Source organism: Gordonia tangerina (assembly GCF_021556435.1).
GTDB classification, from domain to species: Bacteria; Actinomycetota; Actinomycetes; order Mycobacteriales; family Mycobacteriaceae; genus Gordonia; species Gordonia tangerina.
In genome coordinates, this window is record NZ_JAKGCU010000003.1 from 250,360 (window position 1) to 267,846 (window position 17,487).

General features: G+C 68.1%; 18 protein-coding genes and 1 pseudogene. 8 read left to right on the forward strand and 11 right to left on the reverse strand.

The genetic code is table 11. The features are described 5' to 3' along the window. Nucleotides 1–48: 48 nt before the first annotated feature. The 3 genes from L1892_RS06375 to L1892_RS06385 all read right to left on the reverse strand — a co-directional run bounded on the left by L1892_RS06375 (nucleotide 49) and on the right by L1892_RS06385 (nucleotide 3,163). Entirely contained in the window at nucleotides 49–1,041 is a 993-nt protein-coding gene (locus L1892_RS06375) for a GmrSD restriction endonuclease domain-containing protein (protein WP_235722714.1), read from the reverse strand. A gap of 344 nt (nucleotides 1,042–1,385) precedes the next feature. After that, complete coding sequence (locus L1892_RS06380) at nucleotides 1,386–2,180, reverse strand: putative protein N(5)-glutamine methyltransferase (RefSeq protein ID WP_235722715.1); 795 nt, start codon at nucleotides 2,178–2,180, stop codon at nucleotides 1,386–1,388. Beyond that, nucleotides 2,177–3,163 carry a helix-turn-helix transcriptional regulator gene (locus L1892_RS06385; RefSeq protein ID WP_235722716.1) on the reverse strand — a complete coding sequence of 329 codons (987 nt, stop codon included), beginning with the start codon at nucleotides 3,161–3,163 and terminating at the stop codon, nucleotides 2,177–2,179. The genes L1892_RS06380 and L1892_RS06385 overlap by 4 nt, the downstream gene beginning before the upstream one ends. Before the next feature lie 289 nt (nucleotides 3,164–3,452). Here L1892_RS06385 and L1892_RS06390 point away from each other — a divergent pair, with 289 nt between their 5' ends. Beyond that, nucleotides 3,453–3,710 carry a hypothetical protein gene (locus tag L1892_RS06390; RefSeq protein ID WP_235722717.1) on the forward strand — a complete coding sequence of 86 codons (258 nt, stop codon included), beginning with the start codon at nucleotides 3,453–3,455 and terminating at the stop codon, nucleotides 3,708–3,710. A gap of 37 nt (nucleotides 3,711–3,747) precedes the next feature. On the opposite strand, the gene L1892_RS06395 is transcribed toward L1892_RS06390, so the two are convergent. Both L1892_RS06395 and L1892_RS06400 read right to left on the reverse strand, forming a co-directional pair. Beyond that, nucleotides 3,748–4,404: a 3-oxoacid CoA-transferase subunit B gene (locus tag L1892_RS06395; protein ID WP_235722718.1), complete on the reverse strand. Its 657-nt coding sequence runs from the start codon at nucleotides 4,402–4,404 to the stop codon at nucleotides 3,748–3,750. Next, a complete protein-coding gene (locus L1892_RS06400; RefSeq protein WP_235722719.1) occupies nucleotides 4,404–5,168 on the reverse strand; it encodes a CoA transferase subunit A in 765 nt (254 codons plus the stop codon). Before L1892_RS06400 ends, L1892_RS06395 begins: the two co-directional genes overlap by 1 nt. A 171-nt stretch (nucleotides 5,169–5,339) precedes the next feature. Here L1892_RS06400 and L1892_RS06405 point away from each other — a divergent pair, with 171 nt between their 5' ends. After that, nucleotides 5,340–6,110 (forward strand): IclR family transcriptional regulator, encoded by a 771-nt coding sequence (locus L1892_RS06405; RefSeq protein WP_235722720.1) that lies wholly within the window; start codon nucleotides 5,340–5,342, stop codon nucleotides 6,108–6,110. Nucleotides 6,111–6,121: 11 nt separating this feature from the next. Here the strand turns inward: L1892_RS06405 and L1892_RS06410 are convergent, their stop codons facing one another. Both L1892_RS06410 and L1892_RS06415 read right to left on the reverse strand, forming a co-directional pair. Continuing rightward, nucleotides 6,122–7,000 (reverse strand): aldo/keto reductase, encoded by an 879-nt coding sequence (locus L1892_RS06410; protein ID WP_235722722.1) that lies wholly within the window; start codon nucleotides 6,998–7,000, stop codon nucleotides 6,122–6,124. Nucleotides 7,001–7,050: 50 nt separating this feature from the next. After that, nucleotides 7,051–8,067, reverse strand: coding sequence for a CE1 family esterase (locus L1892_RS06415; RefSeq protein ID WP_235722723.1), 1,017 nt, complete (start codon nucleotides 8,065–8,067; stop codon nucleotides 7,051–7,053). 96 nt (nucleotides 8,068–8,163) lie between these two features. Between L1892_RS06415 and L1892_RS06420 the strand changes: the two genes are divergently transcribed. Both L1892_RS06420 and L1892_RS06425 read left to right on the forward strand, forming a co-directional pair. After that, nucleotides 8,164–9,498, forward strand: a complete 1,335-nt coding sequence (locus L1892_RS06420) for a family 1 glycosylhydrolase (protein ID WP_372474974.1) — start codon at nucleotides 8,164–8,166, stop codon at nucleotides 9,496–9,498. A gap of 60 nt (nucleotides 9,499–9,558) precedes the next feature. Next, nucleotides 9,559–10,383 carry a maleylpyruvate isomerase family mycothiol-dependent enzyme gene (locus tag L1892_RS06425; protein WP_235722724.1) on the forward strand — a complete coding sequence of 275 codons (825 nt, stop codon included), beginning with the start codon at nucleotides 9,559–9,561 and terminating at the stop codon, nucleotides 10,381–10,383. Nucleotides 10,384–10,510: 127 nt separating this feature from the next. Here L1892_RS06425 and L1892_RS06430 read toward each other — a convergent pair whose 3' ends face one another. Then, nucleotides 10,511–11,326 (reverse strand): spermidine synthase, encoded by an 816-nt coding sequence (locus tag L1892_RS06430; RefSeq protein WP_235722725.1) that lies wholly within the window; start codon nucleotides 11,324–11,326, stop codon nucleotides 10,511–10,513. Between the two features lie 60 nt (nucleotides 11,327–11,386). Here L1892_RS06430 and L1892_RS06435 point away from each other — a divergent pair, with 60 nt between their 5' ends. Beyond that, nucleotides 11,387–12,361 carry a cobalamin biosynthesis protein gene (locus L1892_RS06435; RefSeq protein ID WP_266060911.1) on the forward strand — a complete coding sequence of 325 codons (975 nt, stop codon included), beginning with the start codon at nucleotides 11,387–11,389 and terminating at the stop codon, nucleotides 12,359–12,361. Here the strand turns inward: L1892_RS06435 and L1892_RS06440 are convergent. Then, nucleotides 12,339–13,304, reverse strand: coding sequence for an SURF1 family cytochrome oxidase biogenesis protein (locus L1892_RS06440; RefSeq protein ID WP_235722727.1), 966 nt, complete (start codon nucleotides 13,302–13,304; stop codon nucleotides 12,339–12,341). The two genes, L1892_RS06435 and L1892_RS06440, sit on opposite strands and share 23 nt — an antisense overlap. 103 nt (nucleotides 13,305–13,407) lie before the next feature. Between L1892_RS06440 and L1892_RS06445 the strand changes: the two are divergent. Beyond that, nucleotides 13,408–13,943, forward strand: a pseudogene (locus tag L1892_RS06445) (putative zinc-binding metallopeptidase); the annotation flags it as partial. 8 nt (nucleotides 13,944–13,951) lie between these two features. Here the strand turns inward: L1892_RS06445 and L1892_RS06450 are convergent. Then, the gene (locus L1892_RS06450) at nucleotides 13,952–14,431 is read right to left on the reverse strand and encodes a low molecular weight protein-tyrosine-phosphatase (protein WP_235722728.1); all 480 of its coding nucleotides are present in this window, start codon (nucleotides 14,429–14,431) and stop codon (nucleotides 13,952–13,954) included. Then, entirely contained in the window at nucleotides 14,424–15,140 is a 717-nt protein-coding gene (locus L1892_RS06455) for an HAD hydrolase-like protein (protein WP_235722729.1), read from the reverse strand. The genes L1892_RS06450 and L1892_RS06455 overlap by 8 nt, the downstream gene beginning before the upstream one ends. A 30-nt stretch (nucleotides 15,141–15,170) precedes the next feature. On the opposite strand from L1892_RS06455, the gene cobC reads away from it, so the two are divergent. Together cobC and L1892_RS06465 are read left to right on the forward strand one after the other, a co-directional pair. After that, nucleotides 15,171–16,247 carry an Rv2231c family histidinol phosphate aminotransferase CobC gene (gene cobC / locus L1892_RS06460; protein ID WP_235722731.1) on the forward strand — a complete coding sequence of 359 codons (1,077 nt, stop codon included), beginning with the start codon at nucleotides 15,171–15,173 and terminating at the stop codon, nucleotides 16,245–16,247. Further along, nucleotides 16,223–17,341 (forward strand): Nif3-like dinuclear metal center hexameric protein, encoded by a 1,119-nt coding sequence (locus L1892_RS06465; protein WP_235722732.1) that lies wholly within the window; start codon nucleotides 16,223–16,225, stop codon nucleotides 17,339–17,341. The genes cobC and L1892_RS06465 overlap by 25 nt, the downstream gene beginning before the upstream one ends. Nucleotides 17,342–17,487: the final 146 nt, after the last annotated feature.

The window sequence follows — 17,487 nt, forward strand, 5'->3', positions numbered from 1 at the left end:
GGGTTGCCTCAGGAGGTATGTTGCGACACCTCCGCGACAGCGCCGGGCTTACTCGCAGGCGACCCCATCACCGTCGCCGTCGAGTGCGGCGCGGTACCCCGGCTGACCAAGCCGCAACGGCGTGGCCCCCGCGGCACGCGCTGCCGCGCAGTTCGGGAAGTAGGAGGCCGGCGCGACCCGGTCGGTCTTCGTCGGCGGGGGCGATGCCGTCTCTGATGTCGGGATCGCGGTGCCGGAACAGGCCGTGAGCACCCGTGTCATCGCGTCCTTCTCCGCCGGCGTCACCCAGAGCCGATACAGCGACTTCACCTCGATCTGGCGGGATACGTAGGTACATCGGTAGCTCTTGTTCGGCGGCAGCCAGGTGGCCGCGTCCCCGTCGCTTTTGCGTTGGTTCGCCGACCCGGCTACTGCCTGCAGGTTTCGCGGGTCGTTCGCGAAGTCACGCCGCCGATCGGCGTCGAGTTGCTGCGCTCCCTTCTGCCACGCATCCGACAGGGCGACAACATGGTCGATCTGGACCTGAGCGGAGGTGTCCGGACCACGGGTGAAGGAGATCGTCTGACGGGTGTACGGGTCGTCGAGCGTGCCGGCGAGAACCACACAGCCGCGGGTGTCGGGTTTCAGCGCGACGTCGGTGAGGTCGCGGCGCAGGATGTCGTTGCGGGTGTCGCAGCCGTTGTGGCCGTCGGTGACGCTCACGTCGTCTGACCATGATTGTCCGAACTGCTCGCGTTCGTATCCGGTCCTGGGTGCCCGACCCTTCACCGCCAGGGTGTCCAACGTCGTCAGGGAGCGTCGGACGGCTTCCGACTGTCCGGCGGGCGGTGCGGTGGTCTCCGGGGCAGGGGAGACCGACCGGGCTGCGGAACCGCTTGCGGGCGCACTCGGCACGGTCGAGCCCACTGCCGTGCGGTCGCCGCCGGCGGTGGTGTCGTCGGCATCGGGCAGCGCGCTGACCACCACGAGTCCGAGGGCAGCCACGAGAAGAACCCCGAGCAGCAGCCAGGTTCGTCGTCGGATCGGTGTCGTCTTCGGCATCGGCGCTTTCGTGTCACAGGCGGTCGGCTGACAGCATGTCACGGGCCGCCGACAGCGTCGGAAGGCGTGCGTCGGGTGCGCATGCGAGCGGGCTGCGGAACAGTGCGAAACGCGTTCGCGCAGTTGATCAGATGCTTCATCCGTTGTTCATCCGGCGCTGTTCGACCGGTGCCGGATCGCCCGGTAGCGTCGAGGGCGCCGACGGATCGATCGTTGCACTCGCCCCGGGCGATCCCGAGGACGCACCACCTTTGTCGACATCCCCGTACCCGCGGGACTCCGGGGGTGGTGTCAGACAACTCACCGCGCCCCGACCGCTCACCCGCGGCCGGGGCGCTGTGGATTCACCGGCCTCGCAGGCGTCCCGTCACAACCGTCGCCGCCAGCTCGTCAGACGACGCCACCGAGGTCAGCAGACCGTGCTCCGACAGTGCTTCGGCGGTCAGTCCCGCCTGCGCCGCGCCGGTTTCGATCAGGACGTGACCACCCGGTCGTAGCCATTCGCCCGCCGCAGCAGCGATCCGGCGGTGATGGTCGACGCCGTCTGCCCCGCCGTCGAGGGCTTGCCGCGGCTCGTGGTCACGTGCTTCGGGAGGCATGTGGGCGATCTCGGCGGTCGGTACGTACGGGGCGTTCACGACGATGCTGTCGACGGTGCCGCGCAACGCCGCGGGCAGCGGGTCGAACAGGTCACCGCAGAATGTTCGGCCACCGAGCGGTTCGATGTTGCGGGCCGCGCAGCGCACCGCAGCCGGATCGATATCGCAGGCATACAACCGGATGTCAGAGACCTCGCGCGCCACCACGAGACCGATCGCACCGGTCCCGCAGCACATGTCCACCACCGACGAACCGGCCCGGGTGACCGCGACGGTCTGTCGGACCAACCACTCGGTGCGTCGGCGTGGGACGAACACTCCGGCATCGACGAACACGGTCTGCCCACAGAAGGTCATCCGGCCGAGCACCACCTCGAGCGGTTCTCCGGTCACGCGGCGAGCAATCCAGGCGGCGAGCTGGGTCTCGTTGTCGGCATGGGCCAGCAACAGTTGTGCTTCCTCCTCGGCGAACACACAACCGGCAGTACGCAATCGTTGCGTGGTCTGCGCCAGCAACGCGGGCAGGTCGGCGACGTTCATGATCGTTCGGCGGCGTCGGCCGCGCGCAGGTATCGTGCCGCGACGTCGTCGTGATAGCGGGCCACCGCCCGACATTCGTCGATGAGTTCGGGCGGCTCCAGGATGGTGAAGTCGGCGTCGAAGGCGCGTAACCAGCGCGCGATGCTGACCAGAGATGTACTGAAAAGCACCAATTCGCAGCTGTTCTCGTCTCCCGCCTCGATGGTGCCCCACTCGTCGTGCACCATGGCGGCAACAGTGGCCAGCGGCGCGTGGACACGTACGCGCGCCGACGCGCGTCGATACACCGCCCCGAGGCTCCGGGACAAGTATCCGGTGGCACCGCCCTCTGGGAGCTCACGCGGGACGAAGCGCGGACCGGTCGGTGTCTTCGGTTCCATGCGGTCGACCCGGAATGATCGCCAGTCGTCGCGCCCGAGATCCCAACCGATCAGGTACCACCGCAGCCCGCTACGAACCAGCCGGTACGGCTCGACCTCGCGTCGGCTCTCGGTCCCGTCGCCGCGTCGGTAGTCGAATCGTAGGCGTTCGGTGCGGTGGCACGCGGTGGCGATGTCGGTGAGGGTCGCACCGGAGACGGGATTTCGGGTCTCGCGTGGCACGGCCTCCATGGTGAGCGCATCGAGCCGGTGGCGCAGTCGTGACGGCATCACCTGACGGAGCTTCGCGAGTGCGCCTGCCGATGCCTCGGCCATGTCGCTGACCGACCCGGTGGTGATCTCGTTGAGGCCTAGCGCCACCGCGAGCACCTCCTGATCGTCGAGCAGCAGTGGCGGCATCTCCGCCCCCGCGCCGAGTCGATAGCCGCCCCCGACACCGACGGTGGCGTCGACCGGGTAACCGAGCTCGCGGAGTTTGTCGATGTCACGGCGCACCGTGCGAGTGGTGATGTGCAGCCGGTCGGCGAGCTCAGAACCCGACCAGTCGCGGCGGGTCTGCAACAGGCTCAGCAACGCCAACAGGCGGGCGGAGGTCTCCAACATGTGACCATACTGCCGTCTTTTGCGGACAGGCGTTGACCGCATTGGTCGGCGCGGTCGACACCGTTGCGCCCCGATCGACTCCGTCCGTCGAATGACGATTCTCTCGATATCGCCATCGCCGTGTGCGAGAATCGACGTGGAGCCCGACCCGAACGGTGTGGCAGCCCGCAGCCGGGTCAGGTGGACCAATTGTTTTGTGTCAGTAACGAAATGATCAGTCGGCTCTTGTTGAATCCCTGCCGGTCCACAATCAGCGGTCTGATTCTCGAGGATCTCCAGGAGCACAATCATGACCGCACATCTCAAGAAGCTGGCAGCAGGGGTAGGGCTCGCAGCGGCAGCGGCGCTGGCCGTCGCGCCCACCGCGTCGGCGGCACCCACAACGCATGAGGCAGCAACGATCGAAGTGCCCGAGATCCCGGTGCCGATCCTGCCCGTGCCGCTGCTGCCGGTGCCGTTGTTGCCGGTGCCGCTGGTGCCGATCTTCCCGATCCCGGACGCACCCAAGACGGTGTGCATCACGATCGTGTGCGTGCCGGTGGGGTGAGTCCGGCTTCAGCGGGCGCGTGAGTGGCCGGTGACTCTCAACCCACGTCGACGGTGAGCTCGGCGCCCGTGCGTGCGACCACATCATCGACGCTCACGCCGGCAGCGACTTCGGTGAGCAGCAGCGTGCCGTCGCCCATCACGTCGATCACCGCGAGATCGGTGATGATCCTGTTGACGACACCCGCGCCGGTGAGGGGCAGCGTGCAGGTATCGAGGATCTTGGGGTCACCGTTGCGGGTCGTGTGTTCCATGAGCACGATGACCCGAGCCGCGCCGTGAACGAGGTCCATCGCGCCGCCCATGCCCTTGACCATCTTGCCGGGCACCATCCAGTTCGCCAGGTCGCCGGTGCGCGAGACCTGCATCCCACCCAGCACCGCGGTGTCGATGTGGCCGCCGCGGATCATCCCGAACGAGATCGCCGAATCGAAGAATGCCGCACCGGATCTGACGGTGACGGTCTCCTTGCCGGCGTTGATGAGGTCGGCGTCGACGGCGTCCTCGGTCGGGTACCCGCCGGTGCCCAGGATGCCGTTCTCGGAGTGCAGCGTCACGTGGATGTCGGCGGGGAGGTGATCCGGGATCAGTGTGGGCAGCCCGATGCCGAGGTTGACGTACTCGCCGTCGATCATCTCGGCGGCGGCGCGTGCGGCCATCTGCCGCCGAGTCCAGCCGGTCACGGTGGTGGTCATCAGGCGGCTCCTTCGGTGGTGCTGATCGTGCGTTTCTCGATGCGCTTGTCCTGAGGTCCGGTGTGCACGATCCGCTGCACGAACACCCCCGGCAGATGCACGTCGGCGGGGTCGATCGTGCCCGGCTCGACGAGCTCCTCGACCTGCGCGATGGTGATGCGGCCGGCCATCGCTGCGAGGGGATTGAAATTCATCGCGGTCTTGTCGAACACGAGATTGCCGTGGGTGTCGCCGACACGCGCATGCACGAGCGCGAAGTCGGCGTGGATGCCCGCTTCGAGTACATACCGTTTGCCGCCGAACACCCGCGTCTCCTTCGGCGGTGACGCGACGGCGATCGTGCCGTCGGTGGCGTAGCGCCACGGCATGCCGCCGTCGGCGATGGGCGTCCCCACCCCAGCCGGTGTGTAGAAAGCCGGAACTCCGTTGCCGCCGGCGCGCAGTCGTTCGGCGAGAGTGCCTTGCGGGGTGAGCTCGACCTCGAGTTCGCCGGCCAGGTACTGACGCGCGAACTCCTTGTTCTCGCCGACGTAGGACGCAGTGACGCGGCGGATTCGGCCCAATGACAACAGGATGCCCAGCCCGTGGTCGTCCACCCCGCAGTTGTTTGAATAGACCTCGAGGTCGGTGGCGCCGGATTCGGCGACTGCCTCGATGAGCTTGTCGGGTATCCCACACAGCCCGAAGCCCCCGACAGCGAGCGTGCTGCCGCTGACGATGTCGGCGATCGCCTCGCCCACCGTAGTGCTCACCTGTGTTGCCATGACACCTCCACCGCGCTTGCGTTCGTTCAATGAACGCGAAAGTTACTGGGTGGTGAGTCTGCTCATCTGCACTTCATGCCGCAATCTTTCGTCCAGATATCGCGCCTATTGCTCGACAGATGATCTTGGTGGACGTAACGCGTTCATTATATGAACGCTATTGTCGAGCCCATGTCCAGTGCATCCGGTAACCAGGTGATCGACCGCGCCGCGGCGTTGTTGCGTGCTGTGGCCGCCACCGAAACGGGTGGTGCCACCACCTCCGAGCTGGCGCGCGCCACCGATCTGGCCCGGCCCACCGCGCATCGTCTGCTGACTGCGCTCGCCCAGCAGGGGATGGTCGATCGGGACAGGACCAGCGGGATGTGGTCGCTGGGCCCCGAGCTGTACCTGCTGGGTGCGGGCGCCGCGCAGCGCTATGACATCACCGCGGCGGCGTCCGACATCGTGGAGCGTCTGGCCCGCGACACCGGTGAGAGTGCGTTTCTCTCGGCTCGGCGCGGTGACGAGACAGTGTGTGTGCTGAGCCGCGAGGGCAGCTTCCCACTGCGCTCACATGTGCTGTATGTGGGCATCCGGTTTCCGCTCGGCGTGGCCACCGCGGGCCTGGCCATCCTGAGTCACCTACCGGATCGGGAGGTGAACGAGTACTTCTCCCGCAGCGCACTCGAATCTTACTGGGGGGACGAGCATTCCGAGAACGAAGTGCGCAGGCGGATCGCCCGCACCCGTCGCGACGGGTATGCCACCAACCCGGCGCTGCTGGTGGAGGGGAGCTGGGGACTGGGGGCCGCGGTGTTCGATCGGGCCGGACGGCCCGCCTGGGCGTTGAGTGTGACCGGCGTGCAGACGAGGTTCGGCCGTGACCGCCGAGCGATGATGGGCGAGTTGCTCCTCGATCAGGCGCAGGCGTTGTCGGTCCGCCTGCAGAACCGCGGTTGACTCCCCGGCGGCTACTCGCGCGCCCCGAGATTCAGTTCGTCCGGATGGGCCCCCACGCGGGTGCCCGTGTCCAGTTCGGCGATAGCGGCCAGGTCGTCGGCGCCCAACTCGAAGTCGAGGACGTCGATGTTCTGCGCGATGCGCTTGTCGTGCACAGACTTGGGGATCGCGATCACGCCGTTCTGCAGATGCCAGCGGATCATCACCTGGGCCGCCGATCGGCCGTACCGTTCGCCGATGCGGGTCAGGGTCGGGTCGGTCAGCAGGGTGTTGGGCGACGAGTCGGTACCCCAGCCGGCGCCGCTGCCGCCCAACGGGCTCCACGCCTCGACGGCGATGCCGCGTGATTTGCAGTAGTCGCGCAGTTCGCGCTGGGCCAACCGCGGATGCAACTCGATCTGGTTGACGGCGGGCACCACACCGGTCGCGTCGATGATGGCGTCGAGGTGATGGGGTTCGAAATTCGACACACCGATCGACAGCGCCTTACCGGTATCGCGGAGCTCGGCCATCGCGCCCCAGGTCTCGATCATCCGTTCGCGGTTCTGCAGTGGCCAGTGGATCAGATACAGATCGACGTGGTCGAGTCCGAGACGCGCCAAGCTGGCGTCGAGCGCCGCGTGTGTCCGGTCGCGGCCGTGGTCGGCGTTCCAGAGCTTCGTCGTGACGAACACATCCGATCGGTCGACGCCGGAGCCGGCGATGCCCCGTCCGACTGCGGCCTCGTTGCCGTAGGCGGCCGCGGTGTCGATGTGCCGGTACCCGGCCTCGCCGATGGCGTAGCCGACCGCGTGCTCGGTGTCGGCGTCATCGGCCTGCCACACGCCGAGGCCGAGCTGAGGGATCAGCGTGCCAGTGGACAACTCGATGGTCGGGACGTCGGTGCTCATCACTTCAGGCTAGTGTTCCCGCGCGGGACGCCAGGCACATGACTGCGAGATCACGACGAACCCAAGCGCGGATGGGTGAGGAAGAACTGCCAGATCAGCTCGGTGGCCGACACCGTGTCGCCGACGCTGCCGGTGCTGTGGCCGGGGATCGGCGCCGGCCAGCGATGGGTTCCGCCACCCAGTCGGTAGTGCACCACCGCGGCCTCCGGACGTGCACACAGCGGCCACGAGATCCGGTCGACGGCGCGGTTCATCGGCACCACCAGCGGTGCGTCCACGCAGCCTGCGCGCTGGGTCCACCGTCGTAGCCAACTCGAGGTCGAGAGGTAGGAAGCACCGAGTTTCGTACCGCCTCGATAGGCGATCGTGCGGTCGGCGGTGCCGTGGAAGTCGATCAGCGAGATGGCCGGGCCATGGGCGCACCCGGCCACGGCCTGCTGATATACCGCCGCCCCGACGGTCGCGAAGCCGGCGAAGTCCGCGGGAAGCCGACAGGCCAGCATCGCCACGAGCCCACCGCCGTTGGACCGGCCGATCGCATACGTGCGACCGCGATCCACGCAGAACCGTGACCGCAGGTCGCGCAGCATGGCGCGGGTGAATCCGACATCATCGGCCCGCGGCGACGAATAGGGTGCGCCCTGCCACGCCGACGCGCCACCCCGGCCGGGAGCGGCGACCGGATACACCACCACCGCGGGCAGACCCGAGAGGCCGGTGTAGCGCTCGAAGGCAGCGGCGCGTTCGGCCCGCCCGTGGTAGGCGAGGATCAGCGGCACCGGCACCGTGCCGGGATAGAACGCGGGAACGTGCACACGAAATCGGCGCGTCACACCACCCACCGACACCGACCGCACCATGCTCGACCCCGGTCGCACAGAGTTCCCGGCGCATCCGGACACCGGGTGGACGGCTGCGTGGTGGCCGTGCGGCGCAGGAGCGTCGAACGGCGGTAGGGGCGTTGCGGTCACTGCGGGGGCGAGGCTCGCACCCAGTCCCGAGGCGAGGATGAGACCTAACCAGACGACGGAGAGGCGCCGCCGGATGCGACGTCGGGAGCCGGACATCGCCACAGAGTACGGCGCGGTTCGGTGGCATCGGGTGGTGTTGGCCGGACTGCGGTTTCCTCCTCCCACGCGCGCCGCATCTGGAATCCTTGGCTGGTGCTCCGAGGCAAAGCGTCCCATGCCGCTCCACCCGCCGCGCGCTCGACCACAGTGTTGTCGGCCATCGTCGTTGTCGCCGTGATACTTCTCCTCGGGACAATCGCACCGCCCGCCGGTGCAGCGCCGGCGCGTCTACCGAGCACGTTCGCGTGGGGCGTGTCATCGAGCGGTTTCCAGAGCGAAGGGTCGTCGCCCGACAGCAACTGGCGGCGCCACACCCACTCGGGCCGCACGCACGACCGGGTCGGGACATCGGTGGACTTCCGGCACCGCTACCGCGAGGACATCGCACGTGCCGCCCGGCTGGGTGTCGGCGTCTACCGCATCGGAGTGGGATGGGCGCGCATCGAGCCGCGGCCGGGCGTGATCGACCACGACGAGCTGGCCTACTACGACGATGTGGTCGCCGCGATCGTCGCCGCCGGCATGCGCCCGATGATCACGCTGGACCACTGGGTGTATCCCGGCTGGATCGCCGACCGAGGTGGGTGGGCCGACCCGGCCACACGCGAGGACTGGCTGCGCAACGCGCGGCGCGTGGTGAACCGCTACGACCGGTTCCACCCCTACTGGATCACCATCAACGAACCGTTCACCTACGTGACCAACGAGCTGCGCATCGGGGGGATCACGCCGGCAGCCGTCCCGACGATGGTCGACGGTCTCGTCGACGTGCATCGGGCGATCTACCGCTACATCCACCGCCGAGACCCGAACGCCATGGTGTCGTCGAATGTCGCCTACATTCCCACGGTGGAGCCGGCTCTCGACATCGCTTACCTCGATCGGCTCCGCGGCGCCCTCGACTTCATCGGGATCGACTATTACTACTCGGTGTCGCCGGGTGACACGAATGCTTGGCGTGCGGCGACCGAGGAACAGTGGCTGGCCCCCGTTGCGGCCGACGGTCTCTACTACGCGCTGCGTGACTATGCCCGGCGCTTCCCGGGCATCCCGCTGTATGTGGTGGAGTCGGGTATGCCCACACGCGACGGCGCCGACCGGCCGGACGGGTATCGGCGTGGGGACCATCTGCGCGATCTCGTCTACTGGCTGCAACGGGCCCGCGGCGACGGCGTCGACGTCATCGGGTACAACTACTGGAGTCTCACCGACAACTACGAGTGGGGAAGCTACACACCGAGGTTCGGGCTCTACACGGTGGACGTGGGGACCGACCCGACACTGACCCGCCGGCCGACGGATGCGGTCGAGGCCTACCGGCGGATCACGGCCGCCAACGGGGTTCCGGCCGAGTACCGGCCGACCCGCAGCGCCGAGGTCTGTTCGCTGGTCGCGGCGCCCTCGAGTTGCCTGGAACCGGTTCGATGACAGACCTTTCGATGACAGACCCTTCGATGACAGACCCTTCGATGACCAAGGAGGCCACACATGGCCAAGACCGTGTTGCCCGCGGAGCCCATCGTCGACGCGCTCATCGCGCAGTGGCAGACGTTGGACGATGTGGTGTCTGCGCTGAGCGACGAACAATGGTCGGCGGACTCGATACTGCCGGGCTGGTCGATCGCCGACATCGTGGCGCACGTGATCGGAACCGAGAGCATCCTCGAGGGGCGCGACGTAACCGCCGCCCGCGACGTCAGTGCACTCGAGCATGTCCGCAATCCCATCGGTGAACTCAACGAACGATGGCTCGACCACTATCGGGAATCGCCGCGTGCGGATGTGATGGAGGCGTTCCGGGAGATCGTCGGTGTCCGCACCGAACATCTGCGTGCGATGACACAAGAGCAGTTCGACTCCGACGCGCTCACCCCCGCCGGCCAGGACACGTATGGGCGATTCATGCGCATCAGGGTCTTCGACTGCTGGATGCACGAGATCGACCTACGCGACAGCACCGGTGGGTCGGCCCCCTCGGACGAGGGGCCGGCCGGTGTGGCACTCGACGAGATCGCCGCGTCGCTGCCGTTCGTGGTCGGGAAGCGAGCCGCGACTCCCAAGGGCAGCTGCGTGCTGTTCGTGCTCGAGGGCCTCGCGGCCCGGCGCATCCGGATCTACGTCGATGACCGGGCTGCCAAGGTCGATCAGTTCCCGGACGGCGACGACTCCGCCGACGTCACGCTGACCGTCGATTCGATCGACCTCGCCCGGTTGGCCGGCGGACGGACAAGTGCGGACCCGAGCCGGGTCGCGATCGCCGGGGACGACGAGATCGGTCGAGCCATAGTCGGCGCCCTCAACTACGTGATCTGACGCTCGGGAGCGCGTCGTATGCGAACGTGTGTGCGAGGCAGGTTTCGAGTTCGGAATCCGAAGGTTCACTGTCGAGAACCCGGTGTCGTCTGAACGGATGAGTTGGGTGGGGTGCTGGCCGGTTTCGTCAACCAGCGGTGGGGGCGTCGGTGATGATCGCGCCGGAACCGAACTCGCGGGCGCGTGGGCCGTCGAGGATCTGGGCGGGTTGTGGATCACTCAGCAGCGTTCGGACGAGTTCCGGGGTCGCGGAGATCGGCTGATCGGCGGCCGCGAGGACGATGTTGCCGGTGCGTCGGCCCTTGAACATCGCCGCATCGGCGATCAACGCGACGTGCCGGAACACGGTCGTGGCGGTGGACACTTCCGCGCGGGCCAGCGCCAGATCCCGGTTGTCGCCACAATTGGCGAGGTACATTCCGCCGGGGGCCAACACACGGTGGGCCTGCTCGAGGAACTCCCGGCTGGTCAGGTGGCGTGGAGTGCGGGCGCCGGCGAATGCATCCCGCACGATCACGTCGCGAGTGTTCGCGGTCAGCGACGTCATCACCTCGCGGGCATCGCCGACCCTGATGCGTAACCGGGGGGCGCGGGGCAGATCGAACCACTCGCGGGCCAGGCGGGCGAGCTCACCGTCGATCTCCACTGCCACCTGCTTCGAGGCCGGGTATCGGCCGGCGATGAACCGTGGCAACGCACAGGCCGCCGCACCCAGGTGCAGAACGCGCAGCGGGCTGTCGAACGGAAACCTCTCCGCCATCACCGCGCTCATCTGCCGCATGTACTCGAAGTCGAGGACCGCGGGGTCGGGGTGGATGTGGGAACTCTGCGACCCGTTGACAGTGAGCAGCCACCCACCGGCAATGGTGTCCGGCATCAACTCGGCCACGCCGGTGTCGATCGAATAGGTGCCGGCGACGGGCTCGGCCTGGGATCTGGGCATTGCGGTGAGTCTATGCCGCCGCCGACGGTCGCAGGATCGAGCGCGGATACGATCGCCGACGTGCCGCATCCATCGCTCCCACCTGCGCCCATCCGCCGTGCCCGATCGGGGCGTGGCATCGCGAGCGGCCTCGTGCTCGGCGCCCTCGCCGATCGGTTGCTGGGCGATCCGCCGCGCTGGCATCCAGTGGCCGGCATCGGCCGCGCGATCGCGGTACTCGAGCAACAGCTGTACGGGGATTCGCACGCCCGGGGTGCCGGGCTGACCGGGCTGAGTGTGGCGGCGGCGTGGGGCATCGGCGCGCTCGCGACGAGACGGGCGGGTGCAAGGGGCACGGTTCTGGTCACCGCCACAACCACCTGGGCGGTGCTCGGCGGGACGACGTTGTGCAGGGTGGGTGTGGCGATGGCCGACGCCCTCGACGCGGGCGACCTGGACGCGGCACGGCGCTTGGTCCCCAGCCTGTGCGGTCGCGACCCGGACGCTCTGGACGAGGCCGGAATGATCCGCGCTGCAGTGGAATCGATCGCCGAGAACACCTCCGACGCCGCAGTGGCGCCACTGTTGTGGGGCGCGGTGGCCGGCGTGCCCGGCCTGCTCGCATACCGCACCGCCAACACCCTCGACGCGATGGTCGGCTATCGCAATCCTCGTTACCAGCGATTCGGATGGGCGTCCGCGCGCCTCGACGACCTGGCGAACCTGGTGCCCGCCCGGCTGTCCGGCCTGCTGGTGGTGGCGCTCGGCGGTGCGCCGACGCGGACCGTCGCCACCTGGCGTCGCGATGCCGGTCGCCATCCGAGCCCGAATGCCGGGGTCGTCGAGTCCGCCTTCGCCGGGGCCATCGGCGTCCGACTCGGCGGGCGCACCGAGTATCGACATGGCGTCGAGAACCGCCCGCTGTTGGGGACCGGGGCGGCGCCGACGACGACCGACCTGCGGGCCGCGGTACACCTGTCGCGCCGGGTTCAGGTGGGGGCCGCGCTGACCTCGGCGATGATCGCGATTCTGGTCAATCGCCGTAGCGGCGACTGAGCTTGGCGCGCACGTCAGCGTCCGCTGTTTCCGATTCCGGAGCGTTGCCGATCTGATGACGCTGCCGGGCACCCGATGCGGTGCCCGCCTCACGCAGATCAGCGCGGACGCGCTCTCGGCGGCTGCGGGCCGCAGCGGACGGGTCCGCGGTCGGGTCGGGTGAGCCGACCGCGATGCCGGACTCGGTCTCGGATGCCATCCGTGCTGCCCGACGTCGCTGCCGGATCTCGGAATAGATGAAGTATCCGGCGCCCAGCGGCGCCATGATCCCGAACGCCAGCCACTGGAGGCCGTACGAGAGGTAGGGGCCCGAATCCAGTTGGGGAAGCGAGATCTCGCCCAGGGAACCGGGCTGGTCGGGCGACAGTTGCAGATAGAACGGGTCCAGCGACGTATCGACCGCGCGGCCGACTTCGGCCGGGTCGATGGTGTAGACGGCCGCTCGTCCCGCTTCGGTATGGGCGCCGCGGCCCGGAGATGTGCCCTCACCCTTCCGGATTCGCGCGTCGATCGTGGTCGACTCGGAGGGCGCGGCGGGAATCGACGGCAACGCGCCCTGCTCGGGGCGGACGTACCCGCGGTCGACGAGGACCACGCGGGAACCGTCGTCGGTGGCGAACGGGGTGAGTACCTCGACGGCCGGCCGTTCGTCCACCGACCGCAGGCGTACCAGGACCTCGCGATCGGTCAGATAGCGCCCACGCAATGTGACCTCACGCCATTCGGTCGAGGGGTCGAACCCGGCCCCGGCCGGTGCGACCTCGTCGATCGGCACTGCCGACTGCGACATGGCGGACGTGATCAGGTCGTTGCGATGTTCGGTGTCAGAATTCTTGCCCAGCTGCCATGGTGCGAGCAGGGTGAAGCACATCGCGGCGAACGCCACGACCACCACACCCAGGGCCAGCCACCCCGGGCGTAGGAACGTCCGCAACACATGCACACCACAACGGTACCGAGCGGACAAAATCGACTCGGCCCGGCGTGACGCTCGGTGGGGGCGGCCCGCGGTAGCGTTGTCGCAATTCACTCGAACGCGACCGGGCGAAGGTGACGACGTGCACCGCGACCAGATGAGGTGGAGTTGTCGGAGCCGTACCGCGCCGTGCTGGGGCATCTTCCTCACGACGTCGGCCACTATTACCAGCTGGTCCTGACCGACGCCGCGGCACGCGCGCGGTTCGTGGAGCTGTTCGGGGACCCGGACGAGAACCATCAGGCTCTGCCGGGTCGGCGCCGGCCGCCGTCAGCGCCGCCGGGATGGGAACAGCACTACGTGTCGGCCGCAGCCGCCACCCATCCGGCCGAGGACTTCGCCGAGACGTTCGCGCACTACCTGCACATCCGGGACACCCTCGACACCGCGGCATCGTTCGCGGTGGCCCCCGACGGCTCGATGCCGGAGAGCGTGATGCCCGGCGACATGGGATTCGAACAGCTGGTGGAGTGCTGGTTACCGCTGAGCTGGGCCCTGAATCAGATCAACCGCTCGATGGGACATCCCGATCTGTATCCGTATCTGCTGCCCGACCGCGTGTTGGACAAGATCCGTTTCGTGCACAATCTCGTGTCGCCGGGGTGACGGTCGGCTCAGTTGCCGTCCAGCGTCGCATGAACCCACGCCAGCAGGCCTGGGATGGCGGCCTCGATCTGTTCGCGGGTCTCCTCGAAATCCTCGCCGGTCCCGTAGTAGGGATCGTTGAGATCCAGGTCGTCGGGGTCCGCATCGGGATCGAAGCTGCGGAGCAGACGCACCCGCTCTCCCAACCGCTTGCGTTCCAATTCGCGGACGTGTCCGGCGTCCATGGCCACCAGCAGGTCCGCGTCGAAGTGTTCGGGGGACAACTGGGATGCCACGTGGGCGTCCGGGTACCCGTGTGCCAGCAACTCGGTCCGCGCGCGGTTGTCGGCCGGTTCGCCGGTGTGCCACCCGGTGGTCCCGCAGCTGGTCACCCGGACCCGCGCGCCCAGGCCCGAGTCGTCGAGTGCCGACTGAAAGATGTTCTGTGCCATAGGTGACCGGCAGATGTTGCCGGTGCACACGAAACACACGTGTAGTTGATCAGACACCAAGTACCTCGCGCAGATCTGCAATGGACCCGACCGACCAGGCCGCCGAGTCCTCCTCCCCATGCAGAGCGTAACCCCATGCGACGATCACTGCTGGGATCCCGTACAGGGCGGCACCTTCCACATCGTGAGCGCGATCACCGATCATCACCACAGGGGAATCGGTCACGGCAGAACCGGGATCCGCGGTGATGCCGAGCTGGGCGAGTGCGTGTGCGATCACATCGGATTTGGCGCGTCGGCTGCCGTCATCGCTGGCGCCGGCGATGACGTGGAAGTGCTCGGCGAGCCCGAAGTGTTCGAGGATCGCGCGGGCGGTCTTCTCGTTCTTCGACGTGGCGACCGCGAGGGTGCGACCGCCGGACCGCAGGTCGGCGAGCAGGTCGCCCATACCGTCGAACACCGAGTTTTCCAGCCAGCCCACGTCGGTGTAGCGCTCCCGGTATGCACGCATCGCGTCGTCGGCGGTGGGGCCGTCGAGCCCGAGGCCGGTGAGCGTGTCGATCATCGGCGGTCCCGCGATACCAGCCACGACCTCGGGCGAGGGCTCGTCGGCACCAACCGCGGCCAGCGCGTGCCGGAAGCTGTTGGCGATGCCGTCGAAACTGTCGGTGATCGTCCCGTCGAGGTCGACTAGCAGCACCGTCGAGGGATCACGAGGATCAGCAAGAGGGGCGGCGAGGTCGGGTGTTCCAGGCGTGTCGGTCACAGTTCCATGGTGCACGTAGGCTGGGGATTTATGACATCGGGGCTGTTCGCGCGGGACCGTCACGGCGATGCCGACGCCGAACCGGGACTTGTCGACTTCGCGGTCAACGTGCGGGGCGGGCCGCCGCCGTTCGTCGCAGAAGCCCTGACCAGCCGGATCGGTGATCTGGCCGCCTACCCGTCGGGCGACGACGAGCAGCGGGCGGTGAAAACCGTTGCCGTGGCCCATGGCCGAACCTCCGATGAGGTGCTCTTGCTGTCCGGTGCGGCCGAGGGCTTCGAGCTCCTGCCGCGACTGCGGTCGCGCCACGCCGCGCTCGTCCAGCCGTCCTTCACCGAACCGGAGATCGCGTTGCGCGCCGCCGGGATCCCCATCACCGACGTAGTGTTGACCGACCCGTGGGAACTCGACCCGGACGCCGTGCCCGATGACGCCGACCTGGTGGTGGTGGGCAACCCCACCAACCCGACCTCGGTGCTGCACCCCGCCGCCGCGATCGAACGTCTGCGGCGACCAGGACGTTTCGTGGTGGTCGACGAGGCCTTCGCCGACATCACGATCGATCCCGCCACGGGCATTCCGGAACCGGAGTCCGTCGCTCACCGGTCGCACCCAGACCTCATCGTCATCCGCAGTGTCACGAAGACATTCGGTCTCGCCGGACTGCGGGCCGGATACCTGCTCGCCGCCCCGGAGGTGATCGCGCGGTTGACGGTCGGCCGACGACCGTGGCCGCTGGGCACCTTGGCGCTGACCGCGCTGACCGCCTGTGTCGGACCCACCGGTCAGGAGTACGCGCACGGTGAGGCGCGCCGGCTCGCCGCGGATCGCGCCGAGATGGTCGCGATGCTGTCGTCGGCGGGCCTCGAGGTCTGCGGGCAGCCACGTGCATCATTCCTGCTGATCCGGGTGCCACAGGCCTTGCGGGTCAAACAACGACTGCGTGATCGGGGTTTCGCGGTGCGCAGCGCCGCGAACTTCGTCGGCCTCGACGACGACCACATACGTCTGGCCGTGCGGGACATCGCCACCACCCGAACGCTCGTCGACACCATCACGGCCATTCGAGAGGAGATCGCGTCATGTCCACAACCGTCGCCGAGGTGATCGAGGTCCTCGACCGCGCCTACCCGCGAGGGCTGGCCGAGCCGTGGGATTCGGTCGGGTTGGTCTGCGGCGATCCCGGTGAGCCGGTCGACACGATCCTGACCTGTGTCGACGTCACCGAGGACGTGGTGGCGGCCGCGATCGGCATGGGGGCCCAGCTGATCGTCGCCCATCATCCGCTGTTGCTGCGCGGAGTGGATTCGGTGTCGGCCGACACCGACAAGGGGCGGATCGTGCATCGGCTCATCCGGTCGGGGATTGCGCTGTTCACCGCGCACACCAACGCCGACAGCGCCCGCCCCGGAGTCTCCGATGCACTCGCCGACGTACTCGACGTGGTCGACACGTTCCCCATCGAGCCGCGGTCGTCGACTGTTCTGGACAAGTGGGTGGTGATGGTGCCCGAAGGCAATGCCGAGCAGGTCAGCGAGGCCATGTTCGCCGCCGGGGCCGGCGAGATCGGCGAGTACCGGGATTGCTGCTGGTCGGTGGTCGGTACGGGGCAGTTCGAGGCGCAGGGATCGGCCGATCCGACGATCGGCGAGGTGGGATCGCGCACACGGGTCGATGAGGAACGGCTCGAGATGGTTGCCCAGCGCCGACTGCGTCGCGCGGTGCTGACCGCGCTGCGCGGAGCGCACCCGTATGAAGAGCCGGCGTTCGACATCCTCGAGCTCGCCGACACCGAGATGTCGACCGGGTTGGGCCGGATCGGACGGCTCCGGGAACCGACCACGCTCGCGGACTTCGCCGAACTGGTCGCCGCGCGCCTGCACACCCCGTCCGGAGTGCGGGTGGCAGGGTCGTCACAGACCGCCGTCGGCACTGTCGCGGTCTGCGGCGGCGCAGGCGATTCGTTGCTCGAGGCGGTCGCGTCGGCCGGTGCGGATGTGTACGTCACGGCCGATCTACGCCACCATCCGGCCGATGAGAACCGACGTCGCGGCGGACCGGCGCTGATCGATGCGGGGCATTGGGCCACCGAGTTCCCGTGGTGCGGTCAGGTATCGCGAATGTTGGCCGCCGAGTTGCAGGTCACGGTCTCGGTTCACCGTGAACCGACCGATCCGTTCGCGGTCGTCACCAGCTACTGACGGCCGCGTCCGGCGTCATGGGCGGACGCGTACGGTATGGGGACCGTCGCACGGCGCCCCACCGCGGGCCCCGCGTCGGGAGAACAGAACAGTGAACGGCGCAGGGATGAGGCACTGGTGACGACTGCACAGCACGACAGCCAACG